This is a genomic window from Novosphingobium sp. 550D (assembly GCF_057401885.1).
In genome coordinates, this window is sequence record NZ_CM171613.1 from 1,441,934 (window position 1) to 1,460,790 (window position 18,857).

Annotated in this window: 13 protein-coding genes; 5 read left to right on the forward strand and 8 right to left on the reverse strand. The window is 62.2% G+C overall.

Annotation, left to right across the window (positions count from 1 at the left end):
• Nucleotides 1–19: 19 nt before the first annotated feature.
• Nucleotides 20–1,276 carry an OmpP1/FadL family transporter gene (locus AC2S2E_RS06845; protein WP_486524232.1) on the reverse strand — a complete coding sequence of 419 codons (1,257 nt, stop codon included), beginning with the start codon at nucleotides 1,274–1,276 and terminating at the stop codon, nucleotides 20–22.
• Between the two features lie 92 nt (nucleotides 1,277–1,368).
• A complete protein-coding gene (locus AC2S2E_RS06850) occupies nucleotides 1,369–1,773 on the reverse strand; it encodes a DUF2147 domain-containing protein (protein WP_486524233.1) in 405 nt (134 codons plus the stop codon).
• Nucleotides 1,774–1,980: 207 nt separating this feature from the next.
• On the opposite strand from AC2S2E_RS06850, the gene AC2S2E_RS06855 reads away from it, so the two are divergent.
• Genes AC2S2E_RS06855 through AC2S2E_RS06870 form a run of 4 tightly spaced genes read left to right on the forward strand, consistent with a single transcriptional unit; the run spans nucleotide 1,981 to nucleotide 7,524 of the window.
• Nucleotides 1,981–3,102, forward strand: a complete 1,122-nt coding sequence (locus AC2S2E_RS06855) for a thiolase family protein (RefSeq protein WP_486524234.1) — start codon at nucleotides 1,981–1,983, stop codon at nucleotides 3,100–3,102.
• Entirely contained in the window at nucleotides 3,102–5,408 is a 2,307-nt protein-coding gene (locus AC2S2E_RS06860; protein WP_486524235.1) for a 3-hydroxyacyl-CoA dehydrogenase/enoyl-CoA hydratase family protein, read from the forward strand. The genes AC2S2E_RS06855 and AC2S2E_RS06860 overlap by 1 nt, the downstream gene beginning before the upstream one ends.
• A 24-nt stretch (nucleotides 5,409–5,432) precedes the next feature.
• Nucleotides 5,433–7,223, forward strand: a complete 1,791-nt coding sequence (locus AC2S2E_RS06865) for an acyl-CoA dehydrogenase C-terminal domain-containing protein (protein WP_476101324.1) — start codon at nucleotides 5,433–5,435, stop codon at nucleotides 7,221–7,223.
• Between the two features lies 1 nt (nucleotide 7,224).
• Complete coding sequence (locus AC2S2E_RS06870) at nucleotides 7,225–7,524, forward strand: polyhydroxyalkanoic acid system family protein (protein WP_486524236.1); 300 nt, start codon at nucleotides 7,225–7,227, stop codon at nucleotides 7,522–7,524.
• Between the two features lie 52 nt (nucleotides 7,525–7,576).
• Here AC2S2E_RS06870 and AC2S2E_RS06875 read toward each other — a convergent pair whose 3' ends face one another.
• Genes AC2S2E_RS06875 through AC2S2E_RS06895 form a run of 5 tightly spaced genes read right to left on the reverse strand, consistent with a single transcriptional unit; the run spans nucleotide 7,577 to nucleotide 17,570 of the window.
• Nucleotides 7,577–8,563 carry a polysaccharide deacetylase family protein gene (locus AC2S2E_RS06875; RefSeq protein WP_486524237.1) on the reverse strand — a complete coding sequence of 329 codons (987 nt, stop codon included), beginning with the start codon at nucleotides 8,561–8,563 and terminating at the stop codon, nucleotides 7,577–7,579.
• 20 nt (nucleotides 8,564–8,583) lie between these two features.
• Entirely contained in the window at nucleotides 8,584–10,083 is a 1,500-nt protein-coding gene (locus AC2S2E_RS06880; RefSeq protein WP_486524239.1) for an efflux transporter outer membrane subunit, read from the reverse strand.
• A complete protein-coding gene (locus AC2S2E_RS06885; RefSeq protein WP_486524240.1) occupies nucleotides 10,034–13,237 on the reverse strand; it encodes an efflux RND transporter permease subunit in 3,204 nt (1,067 codons plus the stop codon). Before AC2S2E_RS06885 ends, AC2S2E_RS06880 begins: the two co-directional genes overlap by 50 nt.
• Nucleotides 13,234–16,368: an efflux RND transporter permease subunit gene (locus AC2S2E_RS06890; RefSeq protein WP_486524241.1), complete on the reverse strand. Its 3,135-nt coding sequence runs from the start codon at nucleotides 16,366–16,368 to the stop codon at nucleotides 13,234–13,236. The genes AC2S2E_RS06885 and AC2S2E_RS06890 overlap by 4 nt, the downstream gene beginning before the upstream one ends.
• Nucleotides 16,365–17,570, reverse strand: a complete 1,206-nt coding sequence (locus AC2S2E_RS06895) for an efflux RND transporter periplasmic adaptor subunit (RefSeq protein WP_486524242.1) — start codon at nucleotides 17,568–17,570, stop codon at nucleotides 16,365–16,367. Before AC2S2E_RS06895 ends, AC2S2E_RS06890 begins: the two co-directional genes overlap by 4 nt.
• 129 nt (nucleotides 17,571–17,699) lie before the next feature.
• Here AC2S2E_RS06895 and AC2S2E_RS06900 point away from each other — a divergent pair, with 129 nt between their 5' ends.
• The gene (locus AC2S2E_RS06900; RefSeq protein ID WP_486524243.1) at nucleotides 17,700–18,227 is read left to right on the forward strand and encodes a DNA-deoxyinosine glycosylase; all 528 of its coding nucleotides are present in this window, start codon (nucleotides 17,700–17,702) and stop codon (nucleotides 18,225–18,227) included.
• Nucleotides 18,228–18,313: 86 nt separating this feature from the next.
• Here the strand turns inward: AC2S2E_RS06900 and AC2S2E_RS06905 are convergent, their stop codons facing one another.
• Nucleotides 18,314–18,754 (reverse strand): hypothetical protein, encoded by a 441-nt coding sequence (locus tag AC2S2E_RS06905; protein ID WP_486524244.1) that lies wholly within the window; start codon nucleotides 18,752–18,754, stop codon nucleotides 18,314–18,316.
• Nucleotides 18,755–18,857 lie beyond the last annotated feature (103 nt).

Sequence of the window (18,857 nt, forward strand, 5' to 3'; positions counted from 1 at the left end):
TTTATCGTCGGGTTGCGCCTCAGAGCGTGAAGCGGCCACCCAGTGCAAAAATGAACACATGGCCCGAATTGACCGAACCATTCATCAGGATCGGCGTTTGCGCCGCCGTGCCGACATAAGCGGCGGTGTTGCGGTTGATCGGGCCGCTGTCCACGGTCAGGTAATTGACGCCGACATCGACCGAGAAGCGCTTTGACATCTGATGCGTGGCGCCCATGGCAAAGACCCAGCGGTTGGTGTCGGGCACGCGCGCGTCGCGTTCGTTATTACGCACCGGCGTCAAATCGCGCGCCACGCCCGCCCGCAGCGTCCAGCGCGGCGAAACCACCACATCGACGCCCGTGGCATAGGTCCAGCTGTCGCGATAGTTTTCGGGGATTGCGCTGTTATAGGGCGCGGCCAGACGGATCGCGTCAAATTTGGACCATCCCGCCGCGGTCACCTGTGCGTTCCATGTGATGGCGGGGGTGATGGCGTAACGCACGCCAAAAATCGCCTGCCAAGGCGTGCTGAAGCTGGCCGACGTGTTGGTCACACCATTGCTGGGTGCCAGAGGGCCGAGCAGGCCCGCCACCGTCACCGTGCCTTTGAGCGTGTGCTTGATCGAGGACTTATAGCTGGCGGCGATGCTGACCGGGCCGCGCTGGAACTGGAAACCGGCGGACCAGCCGATGTCCCATCCATTGCCCTTCAGATTTTGCGAACCATCGGCCAGAAGCGGCGACAGGTTGGGCAGGGCATTGCTCAATTCCGCCTTGGAATATTCGATATTGGCCGCAACACCCAGACGCAGGCCGGGGATCGCCTCGATGGCAATGCCGGGTTGAATATCGATGGTCATCAGCGTCGAACGCAGCGCCGAATAGCGCGCCCAGCTGTTGGTCGAATATTCGGTGGTGAAATTATAGGGCGCCGTCACGGCAAGACCCAGCGCCACCTTGTCATTCAACCCATAAGAGATCGCGCCGGTGGGCACGACGCCATTGTGAATGGGGTTGCTGCTGACCTGATCACCGCCGACGGGGGCCGGGCTTTGGCCGGGGCGCACGATGATCGTGTTGATATTGTTCATCTTGGCCGTGGGCAGGATGGCGCTGGCCCCGACGTGGATGGCCAGACCCTTTTGCCCCGCAATCGCGGCGGGGTTCCACCAAAGCGATTCAGGGCCGGTGTCGGCCACTTCGCCCGAATAGGCGCGCCCGGTGGCCTTGGGGCTTTGTTCAACGATGTAAAAACCGCTGGCCATGGCATGGGCCGGGATCAAGCCCAGCAGCACGGCAGAAAATTTGGCAACTCGTGAATATGTGCGAACCGAAGTCATTTTTTTGCCTCCCCTCAAACGGGATTGCCCTTATCGGGCCGGTTGTGTCAGCGCAGACGCTTCCAAGTCTGGCTCTTGCATAAAGGCCAAACGATGCAACCTTTTACCTTCAACGTATCGCGATCGATTGGGGTCACGGTGGCCTGATAGGTGCCGCCGTCATCGGCGTTATAGATCGTGCCGCCCGCCCAATCCGAACCCTTCTGGTGAAAACCTTGAAGGATGGTCAGGCCCTTGAGCAACCTCTCGCGCTGAGAGGCATCCTTGTTCTTCACATCGCGCAATTGCGGGTTGGTGCGCAGCGCGTCGGATTCCACCAACCGTCCACAGATAGAGGTGCCGCATGTGGTGATTTCCACCACACCGTGGCGCGTTTCGGTCTGCCAGCGGCCCATCGCATCCGATGCCGCAGGCGCGGCAGCCGCCGCCAATATCCCCAAGAGGGCAATCATCCTTTCAGCTCCTTCTCCATACCCGACATCGGTGTAATTCCCGGTGCTTGGGACCGATGGCATTAGGCGCCTTATGGCACTCTGCTCGTGTCGGCGAATCAGTGTATGCATCAAAAATTGGTTGACGTATAGGGAAAGTTGGGCACCATTAGAGAAGAAGGTTGCAGGGCATGATTCCTTGCGCCACAAATCGGAAGAGGAATTGCGATGCGTAACGTGGTCATTGCGGGCTATGCCCGTTCTCCTTTCCATCTGGCGGGCAAGGGCGCTCTGGCCCGTGTGCGACCTGACGATCTGGCCGCCGCGGTGGTTCAGGGTTTGATCGCGCGCACTGGTGTCGATGCCGCCGCGATCGAGGATCTGATCGTTGGCTGCGCCTTTCCCGAAGGCGAACAGGGCTTTAACGTCGCCCGCCTGATTGGTCTGATTGCCGATCTGCCGTTGTCGGTGGGAGGCATGACGGTCAACCGTTTTTGCGGTTCGTCGATGAGCGCGATCCATTATGCGGCGGGCCAGATCCAACTGGGCGCGGGCGAAGTGTTCATTTCGGCCGGCGTTGAATCGATGAGCCGCGTGCCCATGATGGGCTTTAACCCGATGCCCAATCCGGCGCTGGCCAAAAAGAGCGCGGCCTATCTGGGCATGGGCGATACGGCCGAAAACGTCGCCGCCAAATTCGGCATCACCCGCGAGGCGCAGGAAGGTTTTGCCGTGGAAAGCCAGCGCAAGGCGGGCGCGGCGATTACGGCGGGCCTGCTGAACGATGAAATCGTGCCGGTGGGCGGTGTTGACGCCGATGGCACCCCGCGTCCGGGCACAACGGCTGAAACCCTGGCGGGCCTCAAGCCTGCCTTTTCCGCTACCGGCACGGTGACCGCCGGTACGGCCAGCCCCCTGACCGATGGCGCCGCCGCCGTTCTGGTGTGCAGCGAGGATTATGCTGTGGCCAACGGCCTGCCTATTCTGGCGCGGATCAAATCGGTGGCGATCAGCGGGTGTCAGCCCGAAATCATGGGCATGGGTCCGGTCGAATCGAGCCGCAAGGCGTTGGCCCGCGCGGGGATTTCGGTTGCCGATCTCGACGTTGTCGAACTCAACGAAGCCTTTGCCAGCCAGAGCCTGGCCTGCATTGGCGAACTGGGTCTGGACGTGGCCAAGGTCAACATCGACGGCGGCGCGATTGCCATCGGCCACCCGCTGGGCGCGACCGGCGCGCGCATCGTGGGCAAGGCCGCCAGCCTGTTGAAGCGGACGGGCGGCAAATACGCTCTGGCCACGCAATGTATCGGCGGCGGGCAAGGTATCGCCACGGTTCTGGAGGCCATCTGATGAAAAAGCTCTGTGTGATCGGCGCCGGAACCATGGGCGCAGGCATCGCGGCGCAGGCGGCCAATGCGGGCGTGCCGGTGCTGCTTTTGGACATTGTGCGCGATCCGGCGGACCGCAATGCCGTGGCCGCAGGCGCGGTGGAACGGTTGAAGAAGGCCGAACCGGCCGCCTTTATGAGCAAGGCTGCGGCCAAGCTGGTTGAGGTCGGCAATATCGATGACGATCTGGGTCGGGTTGCGGAATGCGACTGGGTGATCGAGGCGATTGTCGAAAAGATTGAACTCAAGCACGCTCTCTATGAAAAGCTGGAAGGTGTGCGTCGGCCCGGAACGGCGGTGTCGTCGAACACGTCCACCATCCCGCTCGACCGCCTGATCGAGGGGCGCAGCGAGGCTTTTGCCCGTGATTTCCTCATCACCCATTTCTTCAACCCGCCGCGCTATATGCGCCTGCTGGAGGTGGTGTCCGGGCCAAAGAGCGATCCTGAACTGGTCGCGCGCGTGTCCGATTTTGCCGATCGCGCCATGGGCAAGACCGTGGTGCGCGCCAAGGATACGCCCGGCTTCCTCGCCAATCGCGTCGGGACGTACTGGTTGCAGGCGGCGATCAATGCGGCCTTTGAACTGGGCGTCAGTGTTGAGGATGCCGATGCCATCGGCGGCAAACCGATGGGCGTGCCCAAGACCGGGATCTTCGGTCTGGTCGATCTGGTCGGCATTGACCTGATGCCTTATTTGAAGGCCAGCCTGACCAGCACTTTGCCCGCCAATGACCCGTATCAGGCGATTGCGTATGACCATCCGCTGATCCTGAAAATGATCGCTGACGGCTATACCGGGCGCAAGGGCAAGGGCGGCTTTTACCGGATCAACCGCGAGGCGGGCAAGGTCAAGGAAGCGATCGATCTGACCACCGGGGAATACGCCAAGGCGAAGAAGCCCGTTTCCATCCCACAGGCCGCGCAAAAGGATCTGCGCGCGCTGATTTCCGCGCCGGGCATGGTGGGGGCCTATGCATGGGCCGTGCTGGGGCCGACGCTGGCCTATGCGGCGGGGCTGATCGGCGAGGCATCGGATGATATCCTTGCCATCGATACGGCGATGAAGCTGGGCTATAATTGGAAATATGGCCCGTTTGAATTGATCGACCGGATTGGCGTGGCCGATTTCGTCGCGCGTTTGCAGGCCGAGGGGCGCGATGTTCCGGCGATCTTGGGCGTGGCGGCGGGCCGTCCGTTCTATCGCGTCGAGGAAGGCGTGCGCCAATATCTGGGCGCGGATGGCGAGTATCACGCGATTGCCCGGCCCGAGGGCGTGTTGCTACTGGAGGACATCAAGGCGGCATCCAAGCCCTTGCTCAAGACCGCCTCGGCGGCGCTGTGGGATATTGGCGACGGCGTGGTCGCGCTGGAATTCACTGGCAAGATGAACGCGCTTGACGGGGAGGTGATGAAGCTGATCGAGAAGGCGATTCCGCTGGTTGCCGAGCAGTACAAGGCGCTGGTGGTTTATAATGAAGGCTCGAACTTCTCGGCGGGCGCCAATCTTGGTCTTGCCATCTTTGCTATCAACATCGCCGCATGGGGCGAGGTGGAAAAGCTGGTCGCGGGCGGGCAGAAGGCGTATAAGGCGCTGAAATATGCGCCCTTCCCGGTGGTGGCCGCGCCCTTTGGCATGGCGCTGGGCGGTGGCTGCGAAATCTGTCTTAATGCCGACGCGGTGCAGGCGCATGCTGAAACCTATATCGGCCTTGTCGAATGCGGCGTGGGGCTGATCCCCGGTTGGGGCGGATGCGGTGAATTGATGGTCCGCGCGGCCGAAAGCCCCAAGGCGCCCAAGGGGCCGATGCCGCCGGTGGCCAAGGCCTTTGAAACGATCTCGACCGCAACGGTCGCCAAATCGGCGGCCAATGCCAAGGAGATCGGCTATCTGCGCCCCGGCGACGGCATCACCATGAACCGCGACCGTTTGCTGGCCGATGCGAAGGCACGTGCTTTGGCCATGGCCGAAGGCTATACGCCGCCCGCGCCGCCGGTCTTCCGCCTGCCCGGCGCCAGCGGCAAGACCGCGCTGGAACTGGCGGTGAAAGGTTTCCGTGCGCGCGGCATCGCCACGCCTTATGACGAGGTGGTGGCCGACAAATTGGCCACAGTTCTGACCGGAGGCGAGGCTGATGTGGTGGACATCGTGACCGAGGAGCAGTTACTCGCGCTGGAATTGCGCGAATTCATGTCGCTGGTGCGCGATAGCCGTACGCAGGCGCGGGTGGAGCATATGCTGACCACCGGCAAACCGCTGCGCAATTGACGCCGGGATAACAGGAGAGGTTTTATGCAGGTCTATACCGCCCCCTTGCGCGATATGCGCTTTGTGCTCAACGAATTGCATCAGGATGACGGCTTTGGCGGCCTGCCGGTGCATGAGGAATTTACCCAAGACTTGACCGACGCCGTGCTGGAGGAAGCCGCCAAGCTTTGTCAGGATGTGTTGTTGCCTATCAACCTTTCGGGCGATGCCGAGGGGTGCCGCTATGAAAATGGCGTGGTCACCACCCCCAAGGGCTTCAAGGAAGCCTATGACCAGTTCGTGCAAAGCGGCTGGGGCGGCCTCGTCATGCCGGTCGAATATGGCGGGCAGGGCCTGCCCGAGGCGGTGGGCAAGCTGGTCGAGGAAATGATCTGTGCGACCAATGTATCTTTCAGCCTCTATCCCGGTTTGACGGCGGGGGCGGTGACTGCATTGAACGCCTATGCCAGCGAGGAATTGAAGGCGGCCTATCTGCCCAAGATGATCAGCGGCGAATGGTCGGGCACGATGAACCTGACCGAGCCGCATTGCGGGACCGATCTGGGCCTGTTGCGCACCAAGGCCGAACCTGTGGGCGATGGCAGCTACAAGGTGACGGGCTCCAAGATCTTCATCTCGGCGGGCGAGCAGGATCTGACCAGCAATATCATCCATCTGGTGCTGGCGCGCCTGCCCGATGCGCCCAAGGGGGTGAAGGGGATCAGCCTGTTCCTGGTGCCCAAATTCATCCCCGATGCCGATGGCAATCCGGGCGCGCGCAATGGCGTGCGCGCCAGCGGGATCGAGCACAAGATGGGCATCAAGGCGTCGGCCACGTGCCAGATGCAGTTCGATGATGCCATCGGCTGGCTGGTGGGGCAGCCGCATCGCGGCCTTGAGGCGATGTTCACGATGATGAATGCCGAACGCGTGGGCGTGGGTATCCAAGGTCTGGGCATTGGCGAGGCGGCCTATCAGTCGGCGGTGTGGTATGCCAAGGACCGCTTACAGGGGCGTTCGCTCTCGGGTGCGAAATATCCCGATAAGGCCGCCGATCCGATCATCGTCCATCCCGATGTGCGCAAGAACCTGCTGACCATGCGGGCCTATAACGAAGGTTGCCGGGCGCTGGGCGCTTGGGTGGCGCGCGGGCTGGACGCGGAACGCCACGCGACCGATCCGGAAGTGCGCCAGCGGGCCGAGGATTTTGTCGCGCTGATGACGCCGGTGGTGAAAGCCTTGTTCACCGATCTGGGCCATGACAGCGCCAGTTTGGCGGTGCAGGTCTATGGCGGCCACGGCTATATCCACGAAAGCGGGGTCGAACAGTATCAGCGCGATGCGCGTATCGCCATGATCTATGAAGGCACCAATGGCATTCAGGCGCTCGATCTGGTCGGGCGTAAACTGGGCGCGCATATGGGCCGCTATCTGCGCAGCTTCTTCCACCCTGTTTCGGCCTTTATAGAGGAGAACAAGGGCGAAGGGCCGATGCAGAAGATGATCGAAGGCTTGGAAAAGGCCTTTGGGGCGCTTCAGCTTTCCACCGCGACCATTGCCGAAAAGGGCATGAAGGACGCCGAGGAAGCAGGTGCGGCGGCCACGGATTACCTGCGCCTGATGGGCCTTGTCGCCATGGCCTATTGCTTTGCCAAATCGACCAAGATCGCAGGGTTGCAGCTTTTCTTTGGCACCGAAGACAAGGCGTTCTACGAAACCAAGATCAAGACCGCGACTTTCTTCTTTGAAAAGATCCTGCCGCAGGCGACCACCCATTTCCTGGCCATCAAGGCGGGCAAGGGTTCGCTGATGGCCTTTGCCGAGGACGAGTTCTGATATGGATATCAATATCCCCCACAGCCTTGGCCGGGACGAGGCCAAGCGCCGCATCGAGGTGGGCCTGCCAAAGCTTGCCGCGCATATTCCGGGCGGGGGCAACCTCGCCTCGGAATGGAGCGGGGATTATGTGCTGGACATGACCATCACGGCGCTGGGCTCGCGTATTCCGGTGTCGCTGACCATCGAGGAGGATCGTCTGATCGGCAGCCTTGAAGTGCCGATGTTGATGAAGATGATGCAGGGGCAGGTGGCCGAATTCGTGAAAACGAGCGCGGCCAAAATGCTGGGCAAGGGTTAAGCCCTTTGAGAGGCGGCGGCCATCCCCCGCCGCCTCTCAATTTTTACGCCTCTCAATTCTTGTGCATATCCTTGTTGTTGCGCTCATATTCTTCTTCGATCTGCTTGGGCGGATCCTGCCAGCTGTCCCACGGCAGACCCTTCTTGAGCTGATAGGACCAGCGCTCCATCCATTCGATCCCGTCCTTGCCGACATAGGGATCGTGGGTTTGATAGGCCGGGTCGCGCATCGCATTTTCCAGAGTGACAGGTTTCAGCCGCCGCCGTTTCAAAATCGCGGACAATTCATCCAGACTGTCGGCGTTGAGCCGCGTATCGTGCAGCAGCATGACAAAGGCGATCTGGCGCCCGAACATGGCTTCGGACGCCTTTTGATACCAACTGATCGCGCGTTCGGTGTAATCGAGATATTGTTTGCGGATACGCAGCCGCCGCGCTTCCTCGTGACGTGACAGCGCATCCTCATAGGGTTCGGCAAACATCCAGTCGTCGGCATCGATCGTCACCGGCGCGATGCGATAGCCATGCTGGCCCAGCCAATGGGTGATCGCCTGTTTGGTGGCCAAAGGCGTGCCGGTTTCCAGATAGGGATGGCGGAACCAGCCCAGCTTCTTGCCCCGCGCGGCCAGCAATTCACGCGTCACCGGCTCGCCCTTGGCAATATCGTCAATATAGCCTTGCGCGCCCAGATCATTGGGCGATTCATGGCTGAACGTATGGTTGCCCAGATCCATTCCGCCGTTCAGCCACAGTTTCAGATTGGTGATCTGGCGCGCGCGCACCGCCTCGTCCAGTTTGGATTCATTGACAAAACCGATGGCGGGAATGTGATGGCGTTTCAGCCCGCGCAGCAATTCGCGGTTGATGAAATCCAGCCACGCCTGATCGTTGAACAGGCTGAGCCCCGGCAAATCGTCAAAGGTCAGCGCGACCTTGCCCATCTGTGCCGGAGGGGGCGACACCGGCTGCGCCTTTGCCCCGCCCGAAATCCCACCGGCCATTAATGCCAGCGCCAAGGCCGCACCCCAAAATCCGCGCATGCTTTACGTTCCCCGTCCGATCATTTGACAGGAGGATGCAGATCCACGCCGCCCTGCCATTCGCCCCCGATCGCCTGAATTAGCGCCACGGCGGCGGTCTGTTGGTTGACGGTATTCTGGATCAGGTTAACGCGGGCCGAATAGGCGGTGGCCTGCGCCGAGGAAACGCTGGTGAAATCCACGGTGCCGGCCTGATACTGGTTGCGGATGATGGTTTCGGCTTTGGCCGCCGATGCGTTGGCGGCCATGTAATGCGGCGCTTCGGCGCGATAGGCCGAGACCGCCGACAGGTTGGTTTCCACCTCCTGAAACGCATTCAACACGCTCTGGCGATAGGTGGCGACGGCGGCGTCATAGGCGGCGCGGGCTTGTGCCACCTTGGCCGAACGCGCGCCAAAATCGATCAGCGTCTGCGCCGCGCTGGCCCCCAGCGACCAGAGCGAGGTGGCCGCGCTGAACAGATTGCTCATCGTGGTGGAATTGGATCCGATGGATCCCGACAGGGTGATCGTCGGGAAAAAGGCCGAGCGCTGGATGCCGATGGCCGAATTGGCGGCGGCCACCAGCCTTTCGGCGTTGGCGATGTCGGGGCGGCGTTGCAGGATGTCGCCCTGCACCACGCCGGGAACGGCAGGGACCACATCACTCCACGCCGCCGGGGCCAGATGAAATGTCGAGGGATTTTCGCCCACCAGCACCGCAATCGCATTTTCATAGGACGCGCGCAGCCGGTCCAGATCACGCAGCGAGGCTTCGGCATTGGACAGGGTCGATTGCGCGCTTTGCACATCGGCCTCGCTGATCGTGCCGACCTTCAACTTGTTGCGCGTCACCTCCAGCGATTTGCGATAGGCCGCGACCGTGTCGGTCAACATCGCCTTTTGCGCATCAATGCCGCGCAGCTGGAAATAATTGGTCGCCAATGTGCCGCGCGCCGACAATGTTGCATTGGCCAGTGTGGCCGCCGATGCCAGTGCCTGCGCCTTGGACTGGCGCATCGTATCGGCCAATTTGCCCCAGATGTCGGGCGACCAGCTGGCGCTGCCGGTGGTTGAAATGGTGGTTCCGGTGCGGGTCACGCTGCCGCTGGAACTGGTGGTGGTACCGGTGCTGTTGGCGGCAAAGGTGCCGCTGCGTGTGTCGCTGGCGCTGGCGCTGATCGTGGGGAACAGGCTGGCGCGGTTGGCCCGTACCACCGCTTCGGCCTGCGCATAGGCGGCGCGGTAATAGGCGACGTTCTGGTTCGTCACCTCGACCTTTTCTTCCAGAGACGTCAGCACCGGGTCGTCAAACAGGCGCCACCATTGCCCCTTGGCCACATCATCGGCGGGCATGGCGGGGTTCCAACCCGGATCGCCTTTGAATGCGGCGGCGGGCGCGGCGCTTTGCGGCACATGATATTTGGGGGCCATGCTGCAACCCGACAGGGCCAGCGCCGTGGTCAGAATGAGGAGTGAGCGCTTCATCATATCAGGCTTCCAAAGGTTCAGCATCGCCATGGCGAGCCAACAGATGTTCATGGGGCGAACGGCGACGCCATTTGTCCAGCGCCAGATAAACCACCGGCGTGGTCAGCAGCGTCAACATCTGGCTGACGATCAAGCCGCCCACGATGGCAATGCCCAGCGGACGGCGCAATTCCGCCCCGTCACCAAACCCGATGGCCAGAGGCAGCGCGCCCAAAGCCGCGGCCAGTGTGGTCATCAGGATCGGGCGAAAACGCAGCAGGCTGGCCTCGCGAATGGCGTCAAACGAGGACATGCCCCGCGACCGTTCGGATTCGATGGCGAAATCGATGATCAGGATCGCGTTCTTCTTCACAATACCGATCAGCAGCACGACCCCGATCAGCGCGATAATGTCGAACTGCCCCCCCGTCACGATCAGGGCAAAGATCGCTCCCACGCCCGCCGAGGGCAGGGTGGAAAGCACCGTCAGCGGGTGGATCGCGCTTTCATACAGAATGCCCAGCACGATATAGATCGTGACGATCGCGGCCACGATCAGCAGCGGCATCGAGCTGGTTGACTGCTGAAACACCTTGGCGGTGCCGCCGAAATCGCCATGGACGCCGGCGGGCAGGGCAAGGCTGGCCTGCGTGGCGGCAATGGTCTGCGCGGCCTGGCCCAGCGAAAGGCCCGGCGGCAGGTTGAACGAGATAGTGGCCGAGGGTTCGCCATCGGTATGGCTGACGCTGGCCGCGGTCGAGGCGTTGGACCATGCCGCCACGGTGGAGAGCGGGATCTGGGTGGTGGCAGTCGCGCTCACCGCGCTGCCCCTGGCCGCATTGTTGCCCAGCGAGGCATTGGCGTTGGTGGCCGTGGTGGATGAGGACAATTTGCCCCCCACAGGCAGGTACAGGTTGTTCAGCGCCTCTGGCCGCCCGGAATAGATGGGGTCGGCCTCCATCACCACGTGATATTGGTTCAGCCCTTGATAGATCGAGGCGACCTGCCGCTGGCCAAAGGCGTCATAGAGCGTCTGGTCGATGGTGTTCATCGCAATGCCAAGGCTGGCCGCGCGGTTGCGGTCGACGGTGACATAGGTGCTGGCGCCTGCGTCCTGCTGGTCAATATCGACGTCGGTGATCGCTTGGGGTTGCGCCTTGAGGGCCTTGACCAGCTTTCCCCCCGCCTCGCGCAGCATCTGGGCGCTTTCGGCGTGCAGGACATATTGATAGGACGCGCTGGTCTGGCGCCCGCCCGCCTGCAAATCCTGCACCGGGTTCAAAAACACGCTGACCCCGCGTACCCGCGCCAGTTTGGGGCGCAGGCGGGCGATGACATCGGTGATCGGCGGGCGTTCGCCGCGCGGTTTGAGGTTCACGAACATAAAGCCCGAACCCGCGCGCCCGCCGCCCGTGAACGCCACCAGCGTCGCGACCGCCGGATCGGCCCGGATGATATTGGCCGCCTGCGTCAGCTTTTCCGAGGTGGCGGTAAAGGACATGGATTGATCGACGCGCAGGCCGCCGGTCATCGCCCCCGTATCCTGTTGCGGCAACAATCCCTTGGGCGCGACCACGATCAGGAACACGTTCAAAATCACCGCGCCCAGCAAAAGCAGCAGCACCGGTCCGCGATGGTTCAAGGCCCAGTCCAGCCGCCGCGCATAACGGGCATGAAGCCCGTCAAAGAACCGACGAGAGGCACGGAAAACCGCATTGTCCTTTTCCGTCCCCGGCGCGGCCAGAATGCGGCTGGCCAGCATGGGCGTCACGGTCAGGCTGGCGATCAGGCTGATCCCCACCGCCGCCGTCATGGTCAGCGCAAATTCGCGCATCAACCGCCCCATCACCCCGCCCATGAAGATCAGCGGCACAAACACCGCGACCAGCGACAGTGAGATGGACAGCACGGTAAAGCCCACCTCGCGCGCGCCGCGCAGGGCGGCGGGAAAGGGCTTCATCCCTTCTTCGACATGGCGGGCGATGTTTTCGACCACCACGATGGCATCGTCGACCACAAAGCCCGTCGCCACGGTCAGCGCCATGAGCGAGAGATTGTCGAGCAGGAACCCCGACAGATACATCACCCCCAGCGTGCCCAGCAGCGACACGATCACCGCCGCCGCCGGGATCAGCGTCGCGCGCCAGCTTTGCAGAAACACGCTGACCACCACGACCACCAGCAGCGTGGAGACGAGCAGCGCGATTTCCACCTCATGCAGGGATGAGCGGATGGTGATCGTGCGGTCGGTGGCGATAGACAATTTGATATCAGCGGGCAGCAGCGCCTGAAGCGCCGGCACCTGCGCGCGCAAAGCGTCGACCGTTTCGACGATATTGGCGTCGGGTTGGCGCGTGACGATGATCGGCACCGACTTTTTGCCGTTGAACAGGCCCATCGTGTGCAATTCTTCCGGCCCATCGACCACGCGGGCAATGTCGGACAGGCGCACCGGGGCACCGTTGCGCCATGCGATGATCATCGGCGCAAAGTCAGCAGCCTTTAACGCCGCGGCATTGGAATAGATTTGCCAGGCCAGACCGCCCTTGGAAATGTCGATCCCTTCCAGCACGCCCCTTGGCCGATTGGCGCTGGCCGATTGCAGGGCGGTGCGTACATCCTCCAGCCCGATGCCGGCCTGCGCCAATTGCATCGGGTTGATTTCAATCCGCACCCCCGGCAAAGCCGCGCCGCCCAGTTCGACATTGCCCACGCCCTTTACCTGCAACAGCTTTTGCTGAACGATATTGGACACCGCATCGTAAATCTGATCGGGCGTGCGGGTCGGGCTGGTCAGGGCAAGGATCAGGATCGGCGCATCGGCCGGGTTCATCTTGCGATAGGTGGGATTGGTTTTGAGCGTTGAGGGCAAATCGGCGCGCGCGGCGGCAATGGCGGCCTGAACATCGCGGGCGGCCCCGTCGATGTTGCGGTTGAGGTCAAATTGCAGCACGACTTGCGATGAACCCAGCGACGATCGCGAGGTCATTTCCGTCACGCCCGCAATCGTGCCCAATCGCCGTTCCAGCGGGCTGGCCACGGTGCTGGCCATGGTTGACGGACTCGCGCCGGGCATGTTGGCCTGCACCATGACGGTGGGGATGTCCACGCGGGGCAAAGGAGCGACGGGCAGCTGGAAAAACGCCGCAATCCCCGCCAGCGCCAGGCCGATGGTCAGCAGGATCGTGCCGACGGGCCGCCGGATAAAGGGGCCGGAGATGTTCACGCAGGCAACTCCCCATGGCCCTTGCGCGCGGCGCGGCGTTCACGCCAGTTTTCAAAGGCAAGGAAGATCACCGGCGTGGTGAACAGGGTCAGGACTTGCGACAGGATCAGGCCCCCCGCAATGGACAGGCCCAAAGGTTGGCGCAATTCATGACCCATGCCCGACCCGAAAATCATAGGCACCGCTGCGAACAGCGCGGCAAAGGTGGTCATCATGATCGGGCGGAAACGCAGATGCGCGGCGCGCTTGATCGCTTCTTCGGCGCCCATGCCTTCTTCGCGCATGGCCGCGATGGCAAAGTCGATCATCATGATCGCGTTCTTTTTCACAATGCCGATCAGCAGCACGATGCCGATAATGCCGATCACCCCCAACCCATAAGAGGTCAGCGCCAGCGCGATCAGCGCCCCCACGCCCGCCGAGGGCAGGGTGGAGAGGATCGTGACGGGATGGATGAAACTCTCATACAGCACGCCCAGCACGATATAGACCGTGATGATCGCGGCCAGCACCAGCACCAGTTCATTGGCCAGCGCCGAACGGAATGCCGAGGCCGACCCCGAAAAATCCATCGTCAGCGACGAAGGCATACCCAGATCCTTGGCCACCTGTTCGATCCGGTCCACCGCATGGCCCAGCGACACGCCCGGCGTCACGTCAAAGCCGATCGTGGCCGAGGGGAATTGCCCTTCACGCGCCAGAACCAGCGGGCTGGTCCCTTCGCGGATCGTGGCGATTGTGCCCAGCGGCACCTGCGTGCCCGAGGACAGCGGGATATAGAGCTGTTGCAGGCTTTGCGGATCGGACAACATTTGCTGATTGGCCGACAGGATCACGCGGTTCTGGCTGGATTGGGTATAGATGGTCGAGATGATGCGCTGGCCAAAGGCATCGTACAGGGCATTATCGACGCTCAGCACCGAAAGGCCCAGACGCGCGGCGGCGTCGCGGTTGACGTCCACGATCACGCTGCGCCCTTCGCCCAGCGCCGGCGCGTTGACATCGCGCAGCGAGGCTTCCGAATTCAGCGCCTTGGCCAGTTTCAGGCCCCAGGTGTTGACCGTCGCCTGATCCGCGCCATGCAGGGCAAAGCGATAGGGCGTCAGGCCCGTTTCGGTGTCGATGGTCAGATCCTGCACCGGCTGGAAATAGAGTTGAACCCCCGCCACGCCCGATGCGCGATCCCGCAAAGAGGCCATGATCGCCTCCTGACCTTCGCGCTCGCTGATGGGTTTCAGGTTAATGACCATCCGGCCCTGATTGACGGTGGTGTTGGTGCCATCGACGCCCACGCTGGAGGACAAGGATTCCACGCCCGGATCTTCGAGCATCTTGGCCGCCACCTGCTGTTGCAACTGGGCCATGCGGGTAAAGCTGATGTCTTGCGCCGCGACGAGTGTGACGCGGATTTGGCCGGTGTCCTGCGTCGGGAACAGGTTCTTGGGAATGCCCCAGAACAACAGGGCCGTAAACGCCACCGACCCGGCAAAGACCAGCATGGTCAGCCCCGAACGCGCCATCACCCAGCCCAGCGCGCGGGCATAGGCGGCGGCAAGGCGGTCGAATTGATGCATCGCCTTGTCCACGATCGCAAAGCGGCGTTCTTCATGTTCCGGTTTCAACCAGCGCGCCGCCAGCATCGGCACGGCGGTCAAGGCCACAAGAGCGGAAAGCGCGATGGTGACGGCCAGCGAAATAGCAAATTCACGGAACAACCGCCCCACCACATCGCCCATGAACAGCAGTGGGATCAGCACGGCAATCAGGCTGACGGTCAGGCTGATGATGGTAAAGCCGATCTCGCTGGCGCCTTTGAGCGCCGCGTCAAAAGGCTTCATCCCTTCCTCGACATAGCGGGCGATGTTTTCGATCACGACGATGGCGTCATCGACCACAAACCCGCTGGCGATGGTCAGCGCCATCAGCGTCAGATTGTTGATCGAAAAGCCCAGCGCCCACATCGCCGCAAAGGCCCCGACCAGCGACAGAGGCACCGAAATCGCCGCCACCATCGTTGCGCGCATGCTGCCCAGAAACAGGAAGATCACCAGCACGACCAGCAGCACGGCCAGAACCAGTTCAAACTGCACATCCTCGACGCTGGCGCGGATGCCCTCGGTACGGTCGGTCAGAACCTTGACCTTCACATCGGCGGGCAATTGCGCGGTCAGGTCCGGCAGGGCCGCCTTGATCGCGTCAACCGTGGCGATGACATTGGCGCCGGGCTGGCGCTGCACGTCGATGATGACGGCGCTTTGTTTGTTCATCCAACTGGCGGTGCGGGTGTTTTCCACGCCCGATTCCACGCTGGCCACATCGGACAGGCGGATTGGCGCGCCATTGGCATAGGAGACGACCAGATCGGCGTAATCCTTCGCGCTGCCCAATTGATCATTGGCGTCGATGGTCCAGCTTTTGGTGGCCCCGTCAAAGCTGCCCTTCGCCATGTTGACATTGGCGTTGGAAATCGCGCTGCGGATGCTTTCGAGGCTGAGGCCCCGCGTCGCCAGCGCGCCGACATTGGCGATGATCCGCACGGCGGGGCGCTGTCCGCCCGACAGGCTGACCAGACCCACGCCGGAAACCTGCGCGATCTTGTTTGAAAACTGCCGCTCGACAATCCCCTGCACCTCGCCCAGCGGGCGGGTTTTGGATGATACGCCAAGGGTAATGACCGGCGCATCGGCGGGGTTCACCTTGGCATAGACCGGCGGCGCGGGAAGGTCCGATGGCAGCAGGCTGTTGGCCGCATTGATCGCGGCCTGCACCTGTTGCTCGGCCACATCCAGCGCCATGTTAAGATCGAATTGCAGCGTGATGACCGAGGCCCCGCCCGATGAATTCGACGTCATGCGGGTCAGGCCCGGCATCTGGCCGAATTGCCGCTCCAGTGGACTGGTGACGGTTAATGCCATCACATCCGGGCTGGCCCCGGGATAGAGCGTGCGCACCTGTATCGTGGGATAATCAACCTGCGGCAGGGCCGAGAGCGGCAATTGCTTCCACGCGATGAAACCGGCCAGCAAGAGCGCGATCATCATCAACGTGGTGGCCACAGGGCGCAGGATGAAGGGCCGCGAAGGGCCGCCGCTTGCGGGTTCTGCGGTCACAGGTTCGACGGGCGCGCTCATTGGGCTGCCTTGCGCTTGCCCTTTGCCCCTTGCGGTCCTCCGGCGCCGGCCAGACGCACGGTTGAACCGTCATCCAGCCCATCCGCGCCTTCGGCCACCACCATCTGACCCTTGGCCAATCCGCCAAGGATCGCGGTGTTCTTGCCATCGCTGGGCCCGACCTTGACCACGGTCAGTTTGACCTTCTTGTCCGATTGCACCACGAAAACGAAATCGCCCGGCGCGCCGTGACGCAGCGCCGAAACCGGCACCACCGGCACCTGACGCAATGTATCAACCAGCATCTTTACATTGACGAACTGATTGGGGAACAAAGCCTTGGCCGAGGCGGGGTTGCTGAAACGCGCCTTGGCCTTGATCGTGCCGGTGGTCGTGTCGATCTGATTGTCAAAGGTCGAGAAAGTGCCCTGCGCCAACTGCGTCTTGCCATCCTGATCATAGGCGATGACGGGCAATCCGCTGCCCTTGGCGGCAATGGCGTTGAGATCACCCTGCGGCACGGTAAAGGCGACATCGATGGGATCGGTGCGCGTGATCGTGGCAATGCCCGCCGTATCGGACGGGGTGACATAGGCGCCCACCGAAACCTGACGCAGGCCGATGCGGCCCGAAAATGGCGCCTTGACCGCGGTATATTGCAAATTCAGCTTGGCCGTGCCGACGGCGGCGCGGTCGGCGGCAACGGTGCCTTCCAACTGGCCCACCGTGGCGCGCTGGGTGTCGAGTGTCTGGCGCGCGACTGAATCCTGCGAGGCCAGCGTTTCATAGCGCTTGAGGTCAAGTTTCGCCGAATTGAGCTGCGCCATGTCCTTGGCCAGCGTCCCTTCGGCCTGCGCGAGGCTGAGGCGATAGGGGCGCGGGTCGATCTGGGCGATCACCTGTCCTTCGCGCACCATCTGGCCTTCGGTGAACTGGATCGAGAAAACTGTGCCCGACAATTGGCTGCGCACGGCGGCCGAATCGATGGGGGTGACCGTGCCGATGGCGTTGACCTGTACCGGCATGTCGCCCAATCCCACCGGCACCGCCGACACCGCCGCCGCCGGACGGCCCGATCGCGCGTTCTTTTGCGCACCCGCGCCTGCAAACCATTTGCCGATCAGCGCCACGGCCACCAGCCCCAGCACCACCATGACATAGGCCAGCCAACGCTTGCGGGGGGGCTGGTCTTCGGGCGAAGGATAGGTCTGGACATCGGACATGAAGGACACTCCATCGGCGGCGAGGCCGGTGTTTCAAAAAGGTATCAGGGCACGGCAAGCGATCCAGACTTGCCGGGCCATGACATTGGGCAGAATGCGGCGGGCTGACAACGAAGAAAGTATCGTCAATTGCAACAGAACGTATCAAAACAGACAGGCGCGCCCGATCAGGGCCGCGATACGGCCTTCGGCATGGTGGCTAATGCGCGAACCCGGCTTTTGTTGCTGGGCAGTTTGCCCGGACGGCAATCGCTGGCGGCGGGGCGCTATTACGCCCACCCGCGCAACCAGTTCTGGCGGCTGCTGTCACCCGTTGTCGGGGCGGATCTGGTGGCGATGGATTATGATGCGCGGCTCTCGGCGTTGTTGGGCGCGGGCATCGGATTGTGGGATGTGGTGGAAAGCGCAAGGCGGCGCGGCAGTCTGGATGCCGACCTGCGCGAGGTGGAGGCGCGGGATTTGCGCAGCGCGGTGGCTGGTTTGCCTGCCCTGCGCGCGATGGCGTTCAACGGGGCCAAGGCCTACGCCATCGGACGGGCGCAATTGGGGGGCGATCCGCCCGTGCCGCTGATCGCCCTGCCATCCAGCAGCCCGGCCCATGCGGTGGGGTTGGGTGTGAAGCAACCGGCGTGGGAGGCGTTGGGGGTGTGGTTGTGATGGATATTGGGGGTTGGCGGTTTAGAGTGTTAGTGTGCCTCCGGCGGGCAAAGGGCGGGGGCCCTTTGCAATCCCGATGACCCGCTTCAGAGGGCTGCGGAAGCCATTACATGGATGTCGGTGGGCGCTTGTTCCAGCAGCACGACAATCGGATGCTTGGTATAGGGCGCGCAGCCGAGCCCGAAGGCAAATACATCCAAGTTTTTGCCATCCCAAACGATGTTCAGCTTTGGATTTCTAACGGGATATACGGCTCGAACCAAATAAGGGTGCAAGTTTGGCTGGCCTTTTAAACCGCCGAATCGACCCGTGAAGGCTTCAGCTTCACGAGCTTTCAGGCTGACATATGGGTGAAAGGCCAGCTTTGTGATCGCTTCATCCAATTTCGCAATCACCAGATGAACGCGCTCTGCGCTCAATGGTTCGGTGACAGGGGATCCATTGCTTTGCCTTAGCCACTCATTGGAGGTGGAAGCGTTGCAAACCGGCGCCTCGCTTGCGTGAGCCGTGGAGATGAGGCCAGCCATCAAAAGTGGCATCCATCCAAGGGTGAAATACCGAAGCATCATTCGATATTTAGGCGCAGAGCATCCGGTCGTCCATCATATTGCGCCGCCGTTTTAGCCGACA